This window comes from Methylosinus sp. H3A (assembly GCF_015709455.1).
Taxonomy (GTDB): domain Bacteria; phylum Pseudomonadota; class Alphaproteobacteria; order Rhizobiales; family Beijerinckiaceae; genus Methylosinus.
Genome location: NZ_JADNQW010000005.1, coordinates 4,329,772 through 4,345,768, shown reverse-complemented (window position 1 = coordinate 4,345,768; position 15,997 = coordinate 4,329,772). Strand labels below are relative to the sequence as shown.

General features: G+C 67.2%; 14 protein-coding genes. 3 read left to right on the top strand and 11 right to left on the bottom strand.

The annotated features are described in order from the left end of the window. Nucleotides 1–23: 23 nt before the first annotated feature. From IY145_RS23100 to IY145_RS23085, 4 genes are all read right to left on the bottom strand, one after another. Nucleotides 24–335 (bottom strand): HEPN domain-containing protein, encoded by a 312-nt coding sequence (locus IY145_RS23100; protein WP_196410342.1) that lies wholly within the window; start codon nucleotides 333–335, stop codon nucleotides 24–26. Beyond that, nucleotides 332–649, bottom strand: a complete 318-nt coding sequence (locus IY145_RS23095) for a nucleotidyltransferase domain-containing protein (protein ID WP_196410341.1) — start codon at nucleotides 647–649, stop codon at nucleotides 332–334. Before IY145_RS23095 ends, IY145_RS23100 begins: the two co-directional genes overlap by 4 nt. Before the next feature lie 16 nt (nucleotides 650–665). Then, entirely contained in the window at nucleotides 666–3,083 is a 2,418-nt protein-coding gene (locus IY145_RS23090; protein ID WP_196410340.1) for a penicillin-binding protein 1A, read from the bottom strand. 140 nt (nucleotides 3,084–3,223) lie between these two features. Continuing rightward, the gene (locus IY145_RS23085) at nucleotides 3,224–4,549 is read right to left on the bottom strand and encodes an N-acetylmuramoyl-L-alanine amidase (RefSeq protein ID WP_196410339.1); all 1,326 of its coding nucleotides are present in this window, start codon (nucleotides 4,547–4,549) and stop codon (nucleotides 3,224–3,226) included. 738 nt (nucleotides 4,550–5,287) lie between these two features. On the opposite strand from IY145_RS23085, the gene IY145_RS23080 reads away from it, so the two are divergent. Then, nucleotides 5,288–8,182: a ribonuclease E/G gene (locus tag IY145_RS23080; RefSeq protein ID WP_196410338.1), complete on the top strand. Its 2,895-nt coding sequence runs from the start codon at nucleotides 5,288–5,290 to the stop codon at nucleotides 8,180–8,182. 56 nt (nucleotides 8,183–8,238) lie between these two features. Here IY145_RS23080 and IY145_RS23075 read toward each other — a convergent pair whose 3' ends face one another. From IY145_RS23075 to IY145_RS23065, 3 genes are read right to left on the bottom strand one after another with little or no spacing between them, the layout of a single operon-like run. Next, a complete protein-coding gene (locus tag IY145_RS23075) occupies nucleotides 8,239–8,478 on the bottom strand; it encodes a cysteine rich repeat-containing protein (protein WP_246722165.1) in 240 nt (79 codons plus the stop codon). Between the two features lie 41 nt (nucleotides 8,479–8,519). After that, the gene (locus IY145_RS23070) at nucleotides 8,520–9,407 is read right to left on the bottom strand and encodes a sterol desaturase family protein (protein WP_196410337.1); all 888 of its coding nucleotides are present in this window, start codon (nucleotides 9,405–9,407) and stop codon (nucleotides 8,520–8,522) included. A gap of 49 nt (nucleotides 9,408–9,456) precedes the next feature. Continuing rightward, entirely contained in the window at nucleotides 9,457–9,597 is a 141-nt protein-coding gene (locus tag IY145_RS23065) for a hypothetical protein (RefSeq protein ID WP_196410336.1), read from the bottom strand. Between the two features lie 181 nt (nucleotides 9,598–9,778). Here IY145_RS23065 and IY145_RS23060 point away from each other — a divergent pair, with 181 nt between their 5' ends. Beyond that, entirely contained in the window at nucleotides 9,779–10,513 is a 735-nt protein-coding gene (locus IY145_RS23060; RefSeq protein WP_196410689.1) for a response regulator, read from the top strand. Continuing rightward, complete coding sequence (locus tag IY145_RS23055; RefSeq protein ID WP_246722164.1) at nucleotides 10,510–11,847, top strand: ATP-binding protein; 1,338 nt, start codon at nucleotides 10,510–10,512, stop codon at nucleotides 11,845–11,847. The genes IY145_RS23060 and IY145_RS23055 overlap by 4 nt, the downstream gene beginning before the upstream one ends. Nucleotide 11,848: 1 nt before the next feature. Here the strand turns inward: IY145_RS23055 and IY145_RS23050 are convergent, their stop codons facing one another. The 4 genes from IY145_RS23050 to IY145_RS23035 form a co-directional block, all read right to left on the bottom strand. Then, nucleotides 11,849–12,232, bottom strand: a complete 384-nt coding sequence (locus IY145_RS23050) for a HEPN domain-containing protein (RefSeq protein WP_196410335.1) — start codon at nucleotides 12,230–12,232, stop codon at nucleotides 11,849–11,851. Next, nucleotides 12,229–12,552: a nucleotidyltransferase domain-containing protein gene (locus IY145_RS23045; protein WP_196410334.1), complete on the bottom strand. Its 324-nt coding sequence runs from the start codon at nucleotides 12,550–12,552 to the stop codon at nucleotides 12,229–12,231. The genes IY145_RS23050 and IY145_RS23045 overlap by 4 nt, the downstream gene beginning before the upstream one ends. Nucleotides 12,553–12,617: 65 nt before the next feature. Then, entirely contained in the window at nucleotides 12,618–13,796 is a 1,179-nt protein-coding gene (locus IY145_RS23040; protein ID WP_196410333.1) for a pyridoxal phosphate-dependent aminotransferase, read from the bottom strand. 53 nt (nucleotides 13,797–13,849) lie between these two features. Continuing rightward, a complete protein-coding gene (locus IY145_RS23035; RefSeq protein ID WP_196410332.1) occupies nucleotides 13,850–15,910 on the bottom strand; it encodes a M3 family metallopeptidase in 2,061 nt (686 codons plus the stop codon). Nucleotides 15,911–15,997 lie beyond the last annotated feature (87 nt).

Here is a 15,997-nt window from a genome sequence, read left to right as displayed (position 1 = left end):
ACGTCGGCTTCCGCCATTCTACGTCACCCTCGACTCAACAAAGCCGTTACGCAGTCGATGATCGCTCTGCGGCGGCGATCATCGACTGCGTCGGCAGGGGTGACGTCGGCCCCGGGACGCGCGCCATAGTCGCTGATTTCTTTGTAGATATACGCTTTCGCGAGGAACTTCGGGAGCGATTTGTCGATCTCTCCGGTTTCTTTCGCCAAGCGGGCGAACTCGGCCCTCGCGCCCGAATGGGTTTTCACGCTCTTGCCGGTCGCTTCGACGATGAAGGCTTCGGCTGCATGGAAGGCTGTGTAATAGGCGCAGCGAGCGGCGACTTCGGCCTTCACAGCTCCACGCCTTCGCGGCGCAAGGCTCCCATCAGCGCCGTGGGCTCTCGATAGGCCGCGGCGAGGAAGGGCAGGGCGTTGATGACAGCGCCCGTGTCGTAAAGAATTTCGGTCTCGATCTCCGCGATCCGATCCGCCTCCCGTCCGATGCTCTCGATGTCCTCGAGGAACACGGCGACGTCGTAATCCGAGTCTGGACGCGCGTCGCCGCGGGCCCTCGAGCCGAACAGCACCACGCGTCGAAGCCGCTGGCCGTACGTGTCGCCGAGCGCGGCGCGAAACCGGCTCATGATCGGATCGATTGGGCGCAACATCACGCTCCCGCCCCGCTCAATACAGGCCGCCGGTCCCGCTTCCCACCTGCTTGTCCACATCCTGGGCGCCGCCGGAATGCAGGCCGCCGTCGCTGCCCGCCGCGGAATAGGAATCGGGCGGCGCGGTGCCCGGCTTGAAGGCCTCGAGGATCGAGCCGGAGCCCTTCGAGCGCAGGCCCGAATGCGGATCGACCGAGATCAGCTTTATGCCCGGCGGCACGCGGAAGGGCACGTCCGGCTTGTCCTTCAGCGCCACGGTCATGAAGTCGCGGAAGATCGGCGCGGCATAGGTCGCCGCCTGCGCGCTCTTGCCCTCGCCCACGGGCCGCGGCCGATCGTAGCCGATATAGACGCCGACGGCGAGGTCGGGCGAGAAGCCGACGAACCACAGATCCTTGGCCTCGTTGGTGGTGCCCGTCTTGCCGGCGAGATGCTTGCCCACGGCCTTGATCGACTGGCCGGTGCCGCGCTCGATGACGCCCTCCATGATCGAGGTGATCTGATAGGCGGTCAGCGGATCGAGCACCTGCTCGCGCTTGTCGATCAGCTTGGGCTCGTTCTGGGTCTCCCATTTGGGCGCGTCGCAGCCCAGGCACTGGCGCTCGTCATGGCGGTAGATCGTCTTGCCCCAGCGGTCCTGGATGCGGTCGATCAACGTCGCCTTCACGCGCTTGCCGCCATTGCAGAGCATGGAATAGGCGGTCACCATGCGCATCACCGTCGTCTCGCCGGCGCCGAGCGCCATGGGCAGATAGAGCGGCATGTCGTCGTAAATGCCGAAGCGCTTGGCGTATTCGGCGATCAGCGGCATGCCGACATCCTTGGCGAGGCGCACGGTCATCATATTCTTGGAGTGCTCGACGCCATAGCGCAGCGGATGCGCGCCCGTGCCATGCGCGCCCTCGAAATTCTCCGGAGTCCAGCTCTCGCCATTGGCCTGCACGATGGTGATCGGCTCGTCGAGAATGGAGGAGGAGGGCGTGTAGCCATTGTCGAGCGCGGTGGCGTAGACGAAGGGCTTGAAGGAGGAGCCCGGCTGACGCAGCGCCTGCGTCGCGCGGTTGAACTCCGACTGATCGTAGGAGAAGCCGCCGACCATGGCGAAGACGCGGCCCGTATGCGGGTCCATCGCCACCATGGCGCCGGAGATTTCCGGAATCTGCCGCAGCCGATACTGGCCCTGCCGGCCGGAGAGCGGCTCGACATAGATGACGTCGCCCGGCGTCAGCGCGGCGCGAATGCTGCGGCCGGCCCAGCGCATGCCCTCCTGGCCGAGCTGGCCGGTCTCGCGCTCGCGCGCCACCTCGCCGGATTTCTCGCGCGGCGGCTGCAGGCCGATGCGTGCGAAACCGTCATTGGCGTCCAGCACCACGGCGAGGCGCCAGGGCTTCACATCGCCGAGCGCCGGAATATCGGCGAGCGGCAGGCCCCAGTCATAGGAGATGTCGATATGGCGCATCGGGCCGCGGAAGCCATGCGCCTCGTCGAAGCGCACCAGGCCGTCGGCCAGCGCCTTGCGGGTGATGGCCTGCATTTTGGGGTCGAGCGTCGAGCGCACCGAGAGGCCGCCCTCATAGAGCTTCTTGTCCCCATATTTGTCGAGCAGCTCGCGGCGCACTTCCTCGGCGAAATAGCCGGCGACATAGGTGTTGGGCGAGGTCACGCGCGGATTGACGCCGAGCGGCTCGGTCTTGGCCTTGTCGCCGTCCTTCTGCGAGACGAAGCCGTCGGCGACCATGCGGTCGATGACGTAATTGCGGCGCTCGACCGCGCGGTCGCGATGCAGGAATGGGTGGTAGTTGTTCGGCGCCTTGGGCAGGGCGGCGAGATAGGCGGCCTCGGCGATGGTCAGCTCATAGACCGATTTGTTGAAATAATTCAGCGCCGCGGCGGCGACGCCATAATTGCCGAGGCCGAGATAGATCTCGTTGAGATAGAGCTCGAGGATGCGGTCCTTGGGATAGGCCGCCTCTATGCGGAAGGAGATCAGCGCCTCGCGAATCTTGCGCTCGAAGGAGCGCTCATTGCCGACCAGGAAGTTCTTGGCCACCTGCTGGGTGATCGTCGAAGCGCCCTGCATATGGCGCCCGCCCTGGGCGAGAATCGACACGGCGCGGGCGATGCCCTCGAAGTCGACGCCGTTATGCGTATAGAAATTCTTGTCCTCGGCCGAGATGAAGGCCTGCCGGACGAGCGGCGGCACGGCCGAGCTCGGCAGGAACAATCGGCGCTCGCGCGAATATTCGGCGAGGATGGAGCCGTCATTGGCGTGGATGCGCGTCGTGACCGGCGGCTCGTAATTGCGCAATTGCGCCGTGTCCGGCAGATCCTTCGAGAATACGTAGACGATGCCGGCCGCGGCCGCCACGCCGATCAGGAAGACGATGGCGCCGGTCGCGAAGAGGAAGCCGAAGAACCGGACGAGCAGACGCATGAAGGATGATCCTCGAAGAGACGCGTTACCTCAAATCTGGCGCGCGCCGCGCCGTCGGCGTCCCGTGTAGAGATATTTTGTCGAGACGGAAACCCGAATCGGCCTCTCGCCGCGCCCATCCTTATCCCCGTTTTTATGTTTTATTGTGGGCGCGCGGTCGCGGCGACGGCCTGAGCAGGCGCCGCGGCTTGCACTTGCTCTTGCGCCTGCTCCTGGCGTTCCGCGAAATAACGCTCGATCGCCTGCGCCGTGGCCTCGGCCGCATGGTCGCGCCATTCCGCCGAGACGAGCCGCGACAAATCGCGCGAGCTCGACAGATAGCCGAGCTCGAGCAGCACCGAGGGAATGTCGAAGGCTTTCAGCACCACGAAGCCGGCCGAGCGGCTCGGATTTTTGTTGAGATGGCCGACGGTCTGCCAATAAGCGATCAGCGTGCGGGCGAAGACGCGGCTGTAGGCGCGCGTCTCGCGCCGAGTGAGATCGAAGAGAATGTCGCCGACTTCGCCGGCGTCCTCGGATTTGCGCTCGAGCCCGGCCGCGCGATCGGCGAAATTCTCCTTTTCGGCGATTTTCGCCGCCTCGGAGTCCGAGGCGCGGGCGGAGACGGTGTAGACCGTGGCCCCCTCGACGCTCGCCTCGCCGAGCGTATCGGCGTGAATCGACAGGAATAATTCGGCCCCGGCCTGGCGCGCGACGCGCACGCGCTCGTCGAGCGCCATGAAGGCGTCCTCATTGCGGGTGAGGATCACGCGCAGCTTGCCATCCGCCTCGAGCTTCGTCTTCAGCGTTCGGGCGAATTCGAGGACGATGGTCTTCTCCTGCTCGCCATGCGGGCCGGCCGCGCCGACATCGACGCCGCCATGGCCAGGGTCGATGACCAGCAAGGGCTTGCCGCCCGGCGCGGGAGGCGGCGCCGGCTCGGCCGCGGCGGCGCGGGAGGCGGCGGGCGCCCTGCGGGCCGCCTCGGACGCAAAGCTCGCCGCGTCGGAGGGCTCGAGCTCGATGACGAGACGCGGGGTTTTCGATTTCGAATCGCTCTCGGCGCGAATGATCTTGGCGGGCCGTGCGAGATCGATGACGATTCGCGAGCGTCCGGGCGCGAAATGGCCGAAGCGGAAGGAGGTCACGAGCTCGTCGCCGCCGCGCTTGTCCTTGGGCCGGCGCCCGAGCTCTGGGTCGAGGCGGAAGGCCATTTCGGGCAGATCGACGACGATTCGATAAGGGTCGGCGACCGGAAAGACGGTCGGCGTCACCTCGGCCGTCGTCTCGAAGACGAGGCGCGCCCGGTCCTTCTGCTGTTCGATTCGCGCGGCGATCGCGGCGACCGGCTCGGGCGGAGGCGTCGGCTCCGCCGAAGCCCCGGCGATGCCGAAAGCAAGGCCCGCGGCGAGCGCGGCCCGCACGAATCCGCGCGCAAAACGCCCATGAGCCCGCGAAGGCCCGGCCCCCGTTCGCCAGTCGTCCATGTCGAAATTCGCCCCGCTCGCGCGTTCGCCCGCAAACAATATGGCGCGGCTCGCGCGAGCGCGCGAGCCCGAAATCTTTCTGAGGACATCTGGTTAATGCGGAGTTAGGAGCGGCCGCGCCGCCGGTTTCTCGGCCTGCCGCGGGCGCCTTCCTGTGGGCGAGCCGTCGGAGAGGGCACGTCCAACTTGCGGTGTCGCCTTCGAGACATTATGTATGGAAACGTTCCGTGGAAGGGTTCGAAATGCGCCTAGCGCATTTTCGGCGTTTTACGGCGTCGGGAACCGTCTCGGACGGACGGCGCGTTTTTCCACGGGATGAATTACGTTCGAATGCACGCCTCGCGCGCGGGTTCGGGACGGGCGGGCGCCGCCGTAAGGCGCTGTGACATAAGGTTTTTGTGACGAGCTCATGGCGAAGTCCATGACATGCCGCCAATCGAGGGGCCACTCCGCGCGAGAGTATCGCGCGCCGGTGGAGCTGTCGATTCGCGCTGTCTTCCCGAGCCGTCGTCACTCTGGCTCCCGGCCGGTCTCGCTTCGGCGGCCGATCGGGTCTCTCGCCCAGTCCGCCGGCGGTCGCGCCGGTTCGCGTATCCGATGTTTCGCGATCGACACCAACTCCTCGAAAACACGCGTCGACGCTCCGACGCTTCGCCGGACCGCGGTCGCATCATCCCTCACGGGATGTTCGCTCGAGACCGCCGGCGTCGCCTCGCGTCGCGCCGCAAAGAGTTTCTCATGGCCAACAAAATGCTCATCGACGCCTCCCACCCGGAGGAAACCCGCGTAGTCGTGCTACGCGGCAATCGCGTTCAGGAATTCGACTTCGAAGCCGCCGACAAAAGGCCTCTGCGCGGCAATATCTATCTCGCCAAGGTCACGCGCGTGGAGCCGTCGCTGCAGGCGGCCTTCGTGGATTACGGCGGCAATCGTCACGGCTTTCTGGCTTTCGCCGAGATACATCCGGATTATTACCAGATCCCTGTCGCCGATCGGATCGCTCTGCTCGAGGAGGAGAGCCGCGTCCATCAGCAGGAGGACGAGGAGCCGCGTCCCCATGGCGGCCGTCGCCGCTCGCGCCGCCGCAATTCGGACGGGGCCGAAAAGCGCTCCCGCTCCGATGAGGTGATCTCCGGGAGCGCCTCCGACAGCGAGGAAGGCGCCGAGATCGACGCCGCGGACGAGGCGGCGAATGTCGACGCCGCCGCGCCGGCCGAAGAGGTCCGCGCCGAGAGCGCCGAGCTCGCGTCGGCGCCCGCCGAAGAGCCGGAGGCTCCTGCGGCCGAAGCGATCACGTCGGAGACGTCCGAGGCGGAGCCGATCGCCGTCGATCCGCAGGGTTTCGGCGTCATCGAGGCCGGTCATCCGGAAGAAGCTCCGGCCGAGCCGGCCGAGCTCGACCACGAGGTCAAGGCGCGCCGTCAGGACGAGCGCGACCAGAGCGAGCGCTATGTGGAACACGAGGCCGAGCGCGAGCGCGAAGAAGCCCGCCGCCGCGACGACGACCACGACGAGGAAGAAGAGCACGAGGACGAGGAAGAGCACGTCGAGCATATCGGCGGCGACGCCATGGAGGAGGTGCCACACCGGCCTTCGCGCTCGCGCCGTCAATATAAGATCCAGGAGGTCATCAAGCGCCGCCAGGTTCTGCTCGTGCAGGTCGTCAAGGAAGAGCGCGGCAACAAGGGCGCTGCGCTCACCACCTATCTCTCGCTCGCCGGCCGCTATTCCGTGCTGATGCCCAACACCGCGCGCGGCGGCGGCATCTCCCGCAAGATCACCGACGGGGCCGATCGCAAGCGCCTCAAGGAGATCGTGCAGGAGCTCGAGGTTCCGGAGGGCATGGGCGTCATTCTGCGCACCGCCGGCGCCACGCGCACCAAGGCCGAGGTCAAGCGCGACTTCGAATATCTCCTGCGCATGTGGGAGAGCGTGCGCGAATTGACGCTGCGCTCCAGCGCGCCGACGCTCGTCTATGAGGAGGGCTCGCTGATCAAGCGCGCCATCCGCGACCTCTATGGCCGCGATGTGGACGAGGTCGTCGTCTCCGGCGAGGACTCCTATCGCGAGGCCAAGGATTTCATGCGTATGCTCATTCCGAGCCATGCCAAGAATGTCCGCCTCTATCGCGATCCCAATCCGATCTTCGCCGCCGCCGGGGCGGAGGCGCAGCTCGACGCGCTGTTCTCCAATCAGGTGACGCTGAAGTCGGGCGGCTATCTCGTCATCAATCAGACCGAGGCGCTGGTCGCCATAGATGTGAACTCGGGCCGCTCCACCCGCGAGCATAATATCGAGGACACGGCGCTGCGCACCAATCTGGAGGCGGCCGACGAGGTCGCCCGCCAGCTGCGCCTGCGCGATCTCGCCGGCCTCATCGTCGTCGATTTCATCGACATGGAGGAGAGCCGCAACAATCGCTCGGTCGAGCGTCGGCTGAAGGATGCGCTCAAGAACGACCGCGCGCGCATTCAGGTCGGCCGCATCTCGCATTTCGGCCTGCTCGAAATGTCGCGCCAGCGCATCCGCGCCGGCGTGCTCGAGGGCTCGACCGTGCCGTGCCCGCATTGCGCCGGAGCCGGAACCGTGCGCTCCACCGCCTCCATCGCGCTGCATGTGCTGCGCGTGCTCGAGGATGCGCTCATCAAAAGCGCGGCGCATGACATCATCCTGCGCACGCGCACTGTGGTCGCGCTCTATATTCTCAATCAGAAGCGCAGCCATCTGCAGGCGCTGGAGCGCCGCTTCGGCGTCGCCATCACCGTCTCGGCCGACGACAGCCTGACCGGCACCTCCTATCACGCGCTGGAGCGCGGCGAGCCGGCCACTGGCGTGCGCGAGCTTCCGGCGCAGCAGCCGCTGCGCGTCGATTCTCTTGCAGAGGATCTCGAGGAAGAACTGGAGCCGGCGGAGGCCGAGGAGGCCGCCGACGTAATCGAGATCGTGGAGCGCCGGCCCGAAAGCGCGCGACGTGAAGAGCGTGGCGCCCCTCCGTCCTTCGTCGAGGAAGACGAGGATGGACAGCCGCGCGCGCGTCGTCGTCGCCGGCGTCGTGGACGCGGCGGCGGACTCTCGGGCGGCGAAGCGCCGGCGCCGGGCGCCGAGCAGCCTTCGGACGAGGGTCTCGCCATCGTCGCGGAAATCGATGGCGTGCCCACCGCGCCCGCCAATGAAGTCCCGCGGCCCGCGGAACGGGGAAGCCGTGGCGGACGCGGCCGTCGCGCCGGCCGCTGGACGCGCTCTTCGCCGCTGCCGGCCGAGTTTCGCGAGCAGGGCGCCTTCCCGCTCGACGAGGGCGCCGAGGAGACGGCCGTCTCCACGGCCGAGGCTCATATCCCGCCCTTCGAGGCGAGCGAAGCGCCGCCTCCGGTGGTGGCCGAGGAGGCAGTTCCTCCCGCGGCTCCGCCGGGCGAGGCCGCTGCGCCGAGCGCGCCCGAGCCGGAGCGCCAGGCCCTGCAGCCCGAGGCGCTTGCGCCGGAGCCCGAGGCTCCCTCGGCTCCGATCACGCATGTGACCGCCCCGCCGCCGCCTCCGCGCGAGCCGACCGAGACCGTCATCACCCAGGCCGATCCCGACCGCCCCAAGAAGGGCGGCTGGTGGCAGCGCGCCAAGGCCTCGCTCGGCGGCGATTGATTGACAAAAAAGCGCGACGGCCCCCGGGCCGTCGCGCCGATCTTTTCGAGGCGGGCCTATTTGCCGAGCGCTTTTGCGCAGTCGGGGCCGAGTTCCGACGAGTGGTTCTGCAGGCAGGCGAGGATACGCCCACCGCCCGGCATGACGCCGCTGCACAGACGCTGATAATCCCCTTTGCAGGCCTTTTTCGCGACGTCGGCCCTATCGCCGGAAGGCGCCGTCTGCGCTACGGCGGGCTCCGCCGCAATGGCGGCGGCGAGAATGGCGGCCATGGCCGAGAGCTTCGTTCTGTTCATCGTGAGTCTCCTCGAAATGGTTGGTTGGCGCGTCAAAGGCGTCAGGCGGCGATGGGATGGCTCTCGTCTCGGCGCGATGTCTGCGCGGCCGCGCCGGGCGGCGCGAACAAAGCCCGTAGCGCGCCGCGCCAATCGTCGGCGGAGCCTGCGTCGCGGAACATGGCGACCCATTCGCCGAGCGCGATATTCAGCGGGTTGAAGCTCGGCGTCGCGCCGACGAGGCCGTAGCGCAGCGCCTCCTGCTTCGGCGCCTCGGCGAATGTGCCGAACAGACGGTCGAAGACGATCAGCACGCCGCCGTAATTCCGGTCGAGACAGGTCGAGTTGGAGGCGTGATGCACACGGTGATGCGCCGGCGTGTTCAGCACATGTTCGAGCGGTCCCAAGTGCGGGCAGAGCTCCGTGTGAATGAAGAATTGATACAGCAGATTGCCGGTGAGCATCAGCACGATCGCCATCGGATGAAAGCCGAGCCAGGCGAGCGGCAGGAAGAACAGAAAATTCCCGGAGAGCCCGGCCGTCCAGCCGAGCCGCACGGCGGCGGTGTAATTCATCCGCGTCGGCGAATGGTGGACGGAATGCGTCGCCCACATCCAGCGCACGCGATGCGAGGCGCGATGGTCCCAATAATAGAGGAATTCGACGCCGAGAAAGAGCGCGACGAGAGCGAGCGCGCTGGTCGGATCGAAATCGAAGAGGCGATGCTCATAGGCGAAGGCGTAGGGCCCGGCGACGATCAGCGCCTCGACGCCGCGCAGAGCGTTGCGCCCGAGGGCGACGCCGAGCGAGGCGGCGCTCTCGCGCAGATCATGATGCTCGCGCGCGGCGCGGCGCGCCAGCAGATATTCGAGCGCCATGAAGCCGATGGCGACGGCGAGAATGATCAGTCTCGCATGGAGATCGAGTGGAGAATTCGGAAGTAGCGGCATGACGCGTCCTCGTGAGAGGGGAGAGGCGAGCGGGCGGCGCCCGACAGGCTCAGCGGGAGACGGAGCGGGGATAGCTGTAGGCGTTGCCGCGGCCGGTGAACGACCCGCTTCGGCTCCAGGCGCCCGCCTCGGAGGCGGCCGCGATGGAGATGACCGCGGCCAGAGCCGGAGCGGCGATCGATCGAAACATGTGAAACCTCCTCATCGTCCCGTCGCCGGAATGGCGACGTGCGGAGAAGATGCGCGCGCCTCGTCCTGCGCCGATCACGGCGGCGCGATTTTTCGTCTCCGATTGTCGCCGCTTCGTAACGATGCGTAACAGCGTCTCCGCCGCTCTTGCCTCCGAGGCGCGGCCGATCGACATTTGCGCCATGAGCGCGCCCGCAGCCCGAATTCTGATGGTGGAGGACGATTCCGAAATCGGTCGGCTGGTCGGCGATTTTTTGCGCCGCGAGGGTTTCGAGCTCACCCTCGCGGCGGACGCAGAGGCGATGGACGAAGCACTCGCCCAGGCGCGGCCCGATCTCCTCATTCTCGATCTGATGCTCCCCGGCGAGGATGGCCTCTCCATCTGTCGGCGCCTGCGCGGGGGCGATTCGCTGCCGATTTTGATGCTGACGGCCAAAAGCGACGAGATCGATCGCGTCGTCGGCCTAGAAATGGGCGCCGACGATTATTTGACGAAGCCCTTCGGCCCGCGCGAATTGCTGGCGCGCGTGCGCGCGCTGCTGCGACGCGCGCAGGCGGCCCCGAGCCGGCCGGCGAGCCGGCGTTTCGCCTTCGATCGTTTCGTGCTCGATCTCGACGCGCGCGGCTTCGAGCCCGCCGAGCCCGGCCGCGAGCCTATCGCGCTGACGAGCGCGGAATTCGATCTGCTCGCTTGCTTCGTGCAGCATCCGCGCCGCGTGCTGACGCGCGATCAATTGCTCGACTGGACGCATGGTCGCAACGATGGTCGCAACGCCGACCCCTACGATCGCTCGATCGACATGCTGGTCTCGCGCCTGCGCAAGAAGCTCGAGGCGGCGGGGGCGAGCGCCGATCTTGTCGCCACCGTGCGCAATGGTGGCTATTTGTTCAAGGCCGAGGTCAGGCGGCTCTCATGATGTCGCGTTGGACGATCGCCGCGCGCCTCACGCTCATCGTCGTGGTGAGCCTGACGGCGGTCTGGGTCGCCGCCATCGCCGCGATCTATCGCTTCACCGCCGATCAGAGCGCGCGCGCGCGTCCGACCCCAGAACAAGTCGCCGCCGTCGTGGAGCTCATCGAACGAGCGCCGCCGCAGTTGCGCGCGCTCGCGCTGGAGGCGGTCGCTTCGCCGCAATTCGCGCCGCGGCTTCTGCCGGCGGGCGCGGCGCCCGAGTCTTCGGGGCCGCCCGTCGCCGAGGATATTCGCCGCGACTACGCCGCCGCGCTCGGCGACCGCGCGCTCATGCTGGAGTGGCGTCCCACTCTGCCGATCGGCCGCCGCTTTCCGCGGCTCGCCGGCGCGCTCTCCAATGCGCTGGAGTTTCGCATCGCGCTGCGCGACGGCGAGACATTGCTCATCGACACGCGCGGCGCGCTGCTCGTCGCGCGTTCTGGCGTTCCGGTCGGCTTGCTCGCCGGACTGTTCGGCACGCTGGTGGCGCTCGTCGCGCTCGTCATCATGCATCGCGAGACCAAGCCGCTGGCGCGTCTCGCCGCGGCCGTCGACGCCATCGATCTCGCGGGCGAGCCCACGCCTCTGCCGCGGCCCGGCGGCAATGCGCCGGAAGTGCGCGCGCTGCTCGCGGCCTTCGAGAGATTGCAGGCGCGGCTCGCGGGCCTCATGCGCGCGCGCATGGCGCTTGTCGGCGGAATCTCCCATGACGTGCGGACGTTTGCGACGCGTCTGCGCCTGCGTGTCGAAGGCATAGCGGATGAGGCCGAGCGCCGCCGCGCCATCGCCGACATAGACGATATGATCCGCCTGCTCGACGATGCGCTTCTGTCGAGCCGCGCCGGCGCGGGAGAGCTCACGCATGAGCTGGTCGATGTCGCAGCGCTCGTCGCCGCCGAGGTCGAGGATCGCGCGCAGGGCGGCGGCGTCGATCTGAATATCGGCGGCGCCGCGGGCTGCGTCGTGCTCGGCGATCGGCTGGCGTTGCGCCGCATTACCGCCAATCTCGTCGACAATGCGCTGAAATATGGCCATGCAGCGCATGTCGCTCTCACGCTGCGCGCGGGACAAGTCGAGATCGCCGTGGAGGATGAGGGGCCGGGAATTCCGCAGGCGCAGCGCGCGCTGATGCTGGAGCCCTTCAGCCGGCTCGAGACGTCGCGCAGCCGCAGCGCCGGCCTCGGCCTCGCCGTGGTGCGCGCGCTCGCGGAGGCGCATGGCGGCGAGGTGACGATCGGCCGCGCCGCGAAAGGTGGCGCGCGTGTCGCCGTCACGCTGCCGCTGTTCGAGAGCGGGTGAGTTACACGGCTCGTGCGATCGCATCGACGAATTGCTCGGCGGTCTCGATCGCCTGCTCGGCTTCCGAGACGCTCACGCCGACATCGTCGCCGATCGCATAGTCGGCGGTCGCTTTCAAATTATAGGCGCGCGCGAGAAATGTCGGAAAAGCCGGATCGATGCGCGGATCGTCTTTCGCGAGGCGGGCGAATTCGCTGCGCACGCCATTGTGGCTTTTCGCCCCTTTGCCGGTTTTCTCGAATATGAAAGCTTGCGCGGCGTTGTAGGCCGTAAGATAGGCGGCGCGGCCTGCCGCTTCCGGCAATTCATTGGCGAGCACGATTCGCGCTTCTCTCAGTGACTGTCGCGCCTTGGAGAGATAGGCGGTCGTCTCCGGCTGCGTCATAGATCGACGCCGTCGCGCCGAAGCTCATGCATCAACGGCGTGCGGGCGCCATAGGCTCCGGCGGAAAAGGGCAGGGCGTTGATGACCGCGCCCGTGTCATAGAGGATCGCCGTCTCGATCTCGGCGAGACGGCCGCTCTCTTTCCAGAAGCTCTCTGCTTCTCTGAGAAAAACCGCGACGTCATAGTCCGAATCGGCGCGGGCGTCGCCACGCGCGCGCGAGCCGTACAGCACTGCACGCTCGAGCCGATCGCCATAGGCGGCGGCGAGCTCGGCGCGAAAGCGCGTGAGAACGGGGTCGAGCGGAACCGGCGTCGTCATGCGGCGAGCCTGCCATAACAGAGCGCGATTTCACACCGGAAAATCTGGCGCCATCGGCGCCTTCGTCAAATCGACGTTTTCGCCGCGCCGAGCCAGGCCGCCAGGCGGTCGAGGCCGAGCCGAACCTCGCTCTCGGCGCCGGCGTAGGAGCAGCGCAGCATATGCTTGCCGCGCGTGCGGTCGAAATCGACACCGGGCGTGACGGCGACGCCGGCCTCCTCCAGCATGCGCTTGCAGAAGGCCGCCGAATCCGCCGTGAAGCGAGAGACATCGGCGTAGACATAGAAGGCGCCGTCGGGCGGCGCGAAATCGGTGAAGCCCAAGCGCGGCAAGCGCTCCAGCAGCAGCGCGCGGCTGCGCGCATAGCTGGCCTTCACCGCCTCGAGCTCCGCTCGGGCCTCGAAGGCGAAAGGCGCGGCGATCTGCGCCAGCGTCGGCGCGGAAATGGCGAGCGATTGCTGCAGTCGCTCCATCGGCCGCACCAAGGGCTCGGGCGCGACGAGCCAGCCGAGCCGCCAGCCGGTCATCGCGTAATATTTCGAGAAGCTGTTCACGACGATGGCGTTGCGCGACTGCGCCAGCGCCGTCTCGCAGGGGCGCTCATAGGAGAGGCCGTGATAGATTTCGTCCGAGACGAAGAGAATTCCGGCTTCCGCGCAAAAGGCGCAGATTTTCGCGAATTCGTCGCTCGGGATCATCGCGCCGGTCGGATTGGCAGGACTCGCCAGCAGCGCGCCGTCGAGGCGTTTTTCGCGATGCGCCGCCTCGAGCAGAGCCGCGGTCGGCGAAAAGCGCGTTTCGGCGCCGACGTCGATCAGCACGGGCTCGAGGCCGAGCGAGGTGAGAATATTGGCGTAGGCCGGATAGCCCGGCGCCGTCATGGCGATGCGCGCGCCGGGATCGAAACCGGCGAGAAAGGCCAGCAGAAAGGCGCCCGATGAGCCGGTGGTGACGATGACGCGCTCCGGCGAGACATCGACGCCATAGGCCTCGCCATAATGGCGCGCGATGCGCTCGCGCAGGGCCGGACGGCCGAGCGCCTCCGCATAGCCGATGGCGCCTTGCGTGAGCGCATGCGCTGCGGCCTCGCGCACGGCGAACGGCGCCGGCGCGCCGGGCTCGCCGAGCTCCATATGGACGATGCGCCGGCCCTGGCGCTCGAGCTCGCGAGTCTCGCTCAGCACATCCATCGCGATGAAGGGCGCGACGGCGCTGCGTTTCGAGGGGGTGGGAGGCGTCGTCATTCGATCAGCATAGCAGAGACGAACGCCGCGCGCGAAAACCCATGGCCGTGACTCTAGGCGCCCTTTTGCGACTGTTCCGCAAAGCCGCGCTGGCGCAGCAGCGCATCGACGCTCGGCATGCGTCCGCGGAAGGCGACATAGGCTTGCGCCGGGTCCTGCGTTCCGCCGGCCGCGTAGATGAAGCGACGCAGACGCTCGGCGATCTGCGGCGCGAAAGGATCGCCGGCCTCGACGAAAGCCTCATAAGCGTCGGCGTCGAGCGTCTCCGCCCAGAGATAAGAATAATAGCCGGCCGAATAGCCGTCGCCGGCGAAGACATGGGTGAAATGTGGCGTCCTGTGCCGCATGACGATCTCCTGCGGCATGGAGATTCGCGCGAGGCTCTCGCGCTCGAAACGAAGCGCGTCGAAATTCTCGTCGATCGCGCTTTCGTGCAGATCGAGATCGACATAGGCCGAGGCGCAGAATTCGACGCTGGCGAAGCCCTGGTTGAAATGGCGCGACTTGGCGATACGCTCGAGCATGTCCTCCGGTATGGGCGCGCCGGTCTCGGCGTGGCGCGCGAAGGCGCGGAGAATTTCCGGCTCCAGCAGCCAATGCTCATAGAGCTGCGACGGCAGCTCGACGAAATCGCGCGCGACGCTGGTGCCGGCGACGAGCGGATAGGTGACGTCCGACAACATGCCGTGCAGCGCATGGCCGAACTCGTGGAACAAAGTGCGTGCGTCGTCGAGGCTGAGCAGCGTCGGCGCGCCATCGGGCGCTTGCGAAAAGTTCAGTACATTGACGACGATCGGACGAATGCGTCCGTCGAGATTCTCCTGGCTGCGGAACTCCGACATCCAGGCGCCGCCGCGCTTGGAGGCCCGCGCGAAATAATCGCCGAGAAAGAGCGCGACATGCTCGCCTTTCGCGTCGCGGACATCGAAGGCGCGCACGCTTTGGTGATAGAGATCGAGCCCTTCCACCTCGACGAAGGAGAGGCCGAACAGCCGCTCGGCGACGTGGAAAGCGGCGGCGATCATCGCGTCGAGCTGGAAATAGGGACGCAGCTCGGCTTGGTCCAAATCATAGCGCTCCTTGCGCACGCGCTCGGCGTAATGGCGCCAGTCGGAGGCGGTGATCGCGACATTGGCGCCGTCGCGCTCGGCGAGCGCTTGCAGATCGTCGCGCTCGGCCTTGGCCGCGGCGAGCGCCGGCGCCCAGACGCGGTCCAAGAGCTCGCGCACGGCTTTGGGCGTCTTCGCCATCGTGTCGTCGAGCTTATAGGCGGCGAAGCTCGCAAAGCCGCTCAGCCGCGCGCGCTCCTCGCGCAGGCGCAAAATCTCGGCGATCAATGCGCGATTGTCGGTCGCCCCGCCATTCTCGCCGCGGCTGGCCCAGGCGCGGAAGGCGATGTCGCGCAGATCGCGGCGAGTCGAGCTCTGCAGAAAAATCTCGACGCTGGAGCGTGCGAGGGTGACGGCATATTTGCCCGGCGCGCCGCGCTCGCGCGCGACATGCGCCGCCGCGGCGCGGAAATCCTCGGAGAGTCCGTCGAGATCGCTCTCCTCGAGCAGCAGCAGATAATCGGCCTCGTCGGCGAGCACATTCTGCGCGAAAGAGGTGGTGAGATTGGCGAGACGCTCGGATATCTCGGCCATGCGACGCTTGGCGTTTTCGTCGAGCTTTGCGCCTGCGCGCAGGAAGCGCTTATGCGTCAGCTCCAGCACGCGCGCCTGCTCGGGCGTCGACGCCAGCGCGTCGCGGCGCGCATAGAGCGCGTCGACGCGGGCAAAGAGCGCGGCGTTCAGCAGGATTTCATTCTCGTGCCGCGCGAGCGCGCCGGATATGTCGCGCTCGATCTCCTGGAGCTCGGGCGTGGTGTCGGTCGCGGCGAGATTCCAGAACACGCCGCCGACGCGGGCCAGCAGGCGGCCGGATCGCTCCAGCGCGGCGATCGTGTTCTCGAAGTCGGGCGGCGAGGGGTCGGCGGCGATGCGCGCGATCTCGGCCAGATTTTCCGCCATGCCGGCCTCGAAGGCGGGGCGGTAGTGCTCGGGCTTCAGCGCGCCGAAGGGCGGCAGGCCGAAAGCTTCGGTCGAGGCGGAGAGCAGCGGATTTTCGGTCGTCATCTTGTCCCTCGGTCTTCGCCTCGAGATTTAAGGGCTCTCGCGCCGTTGCGCCAGCGATCTCGGCGGTTGTTCTCCATCCTTCGTTAG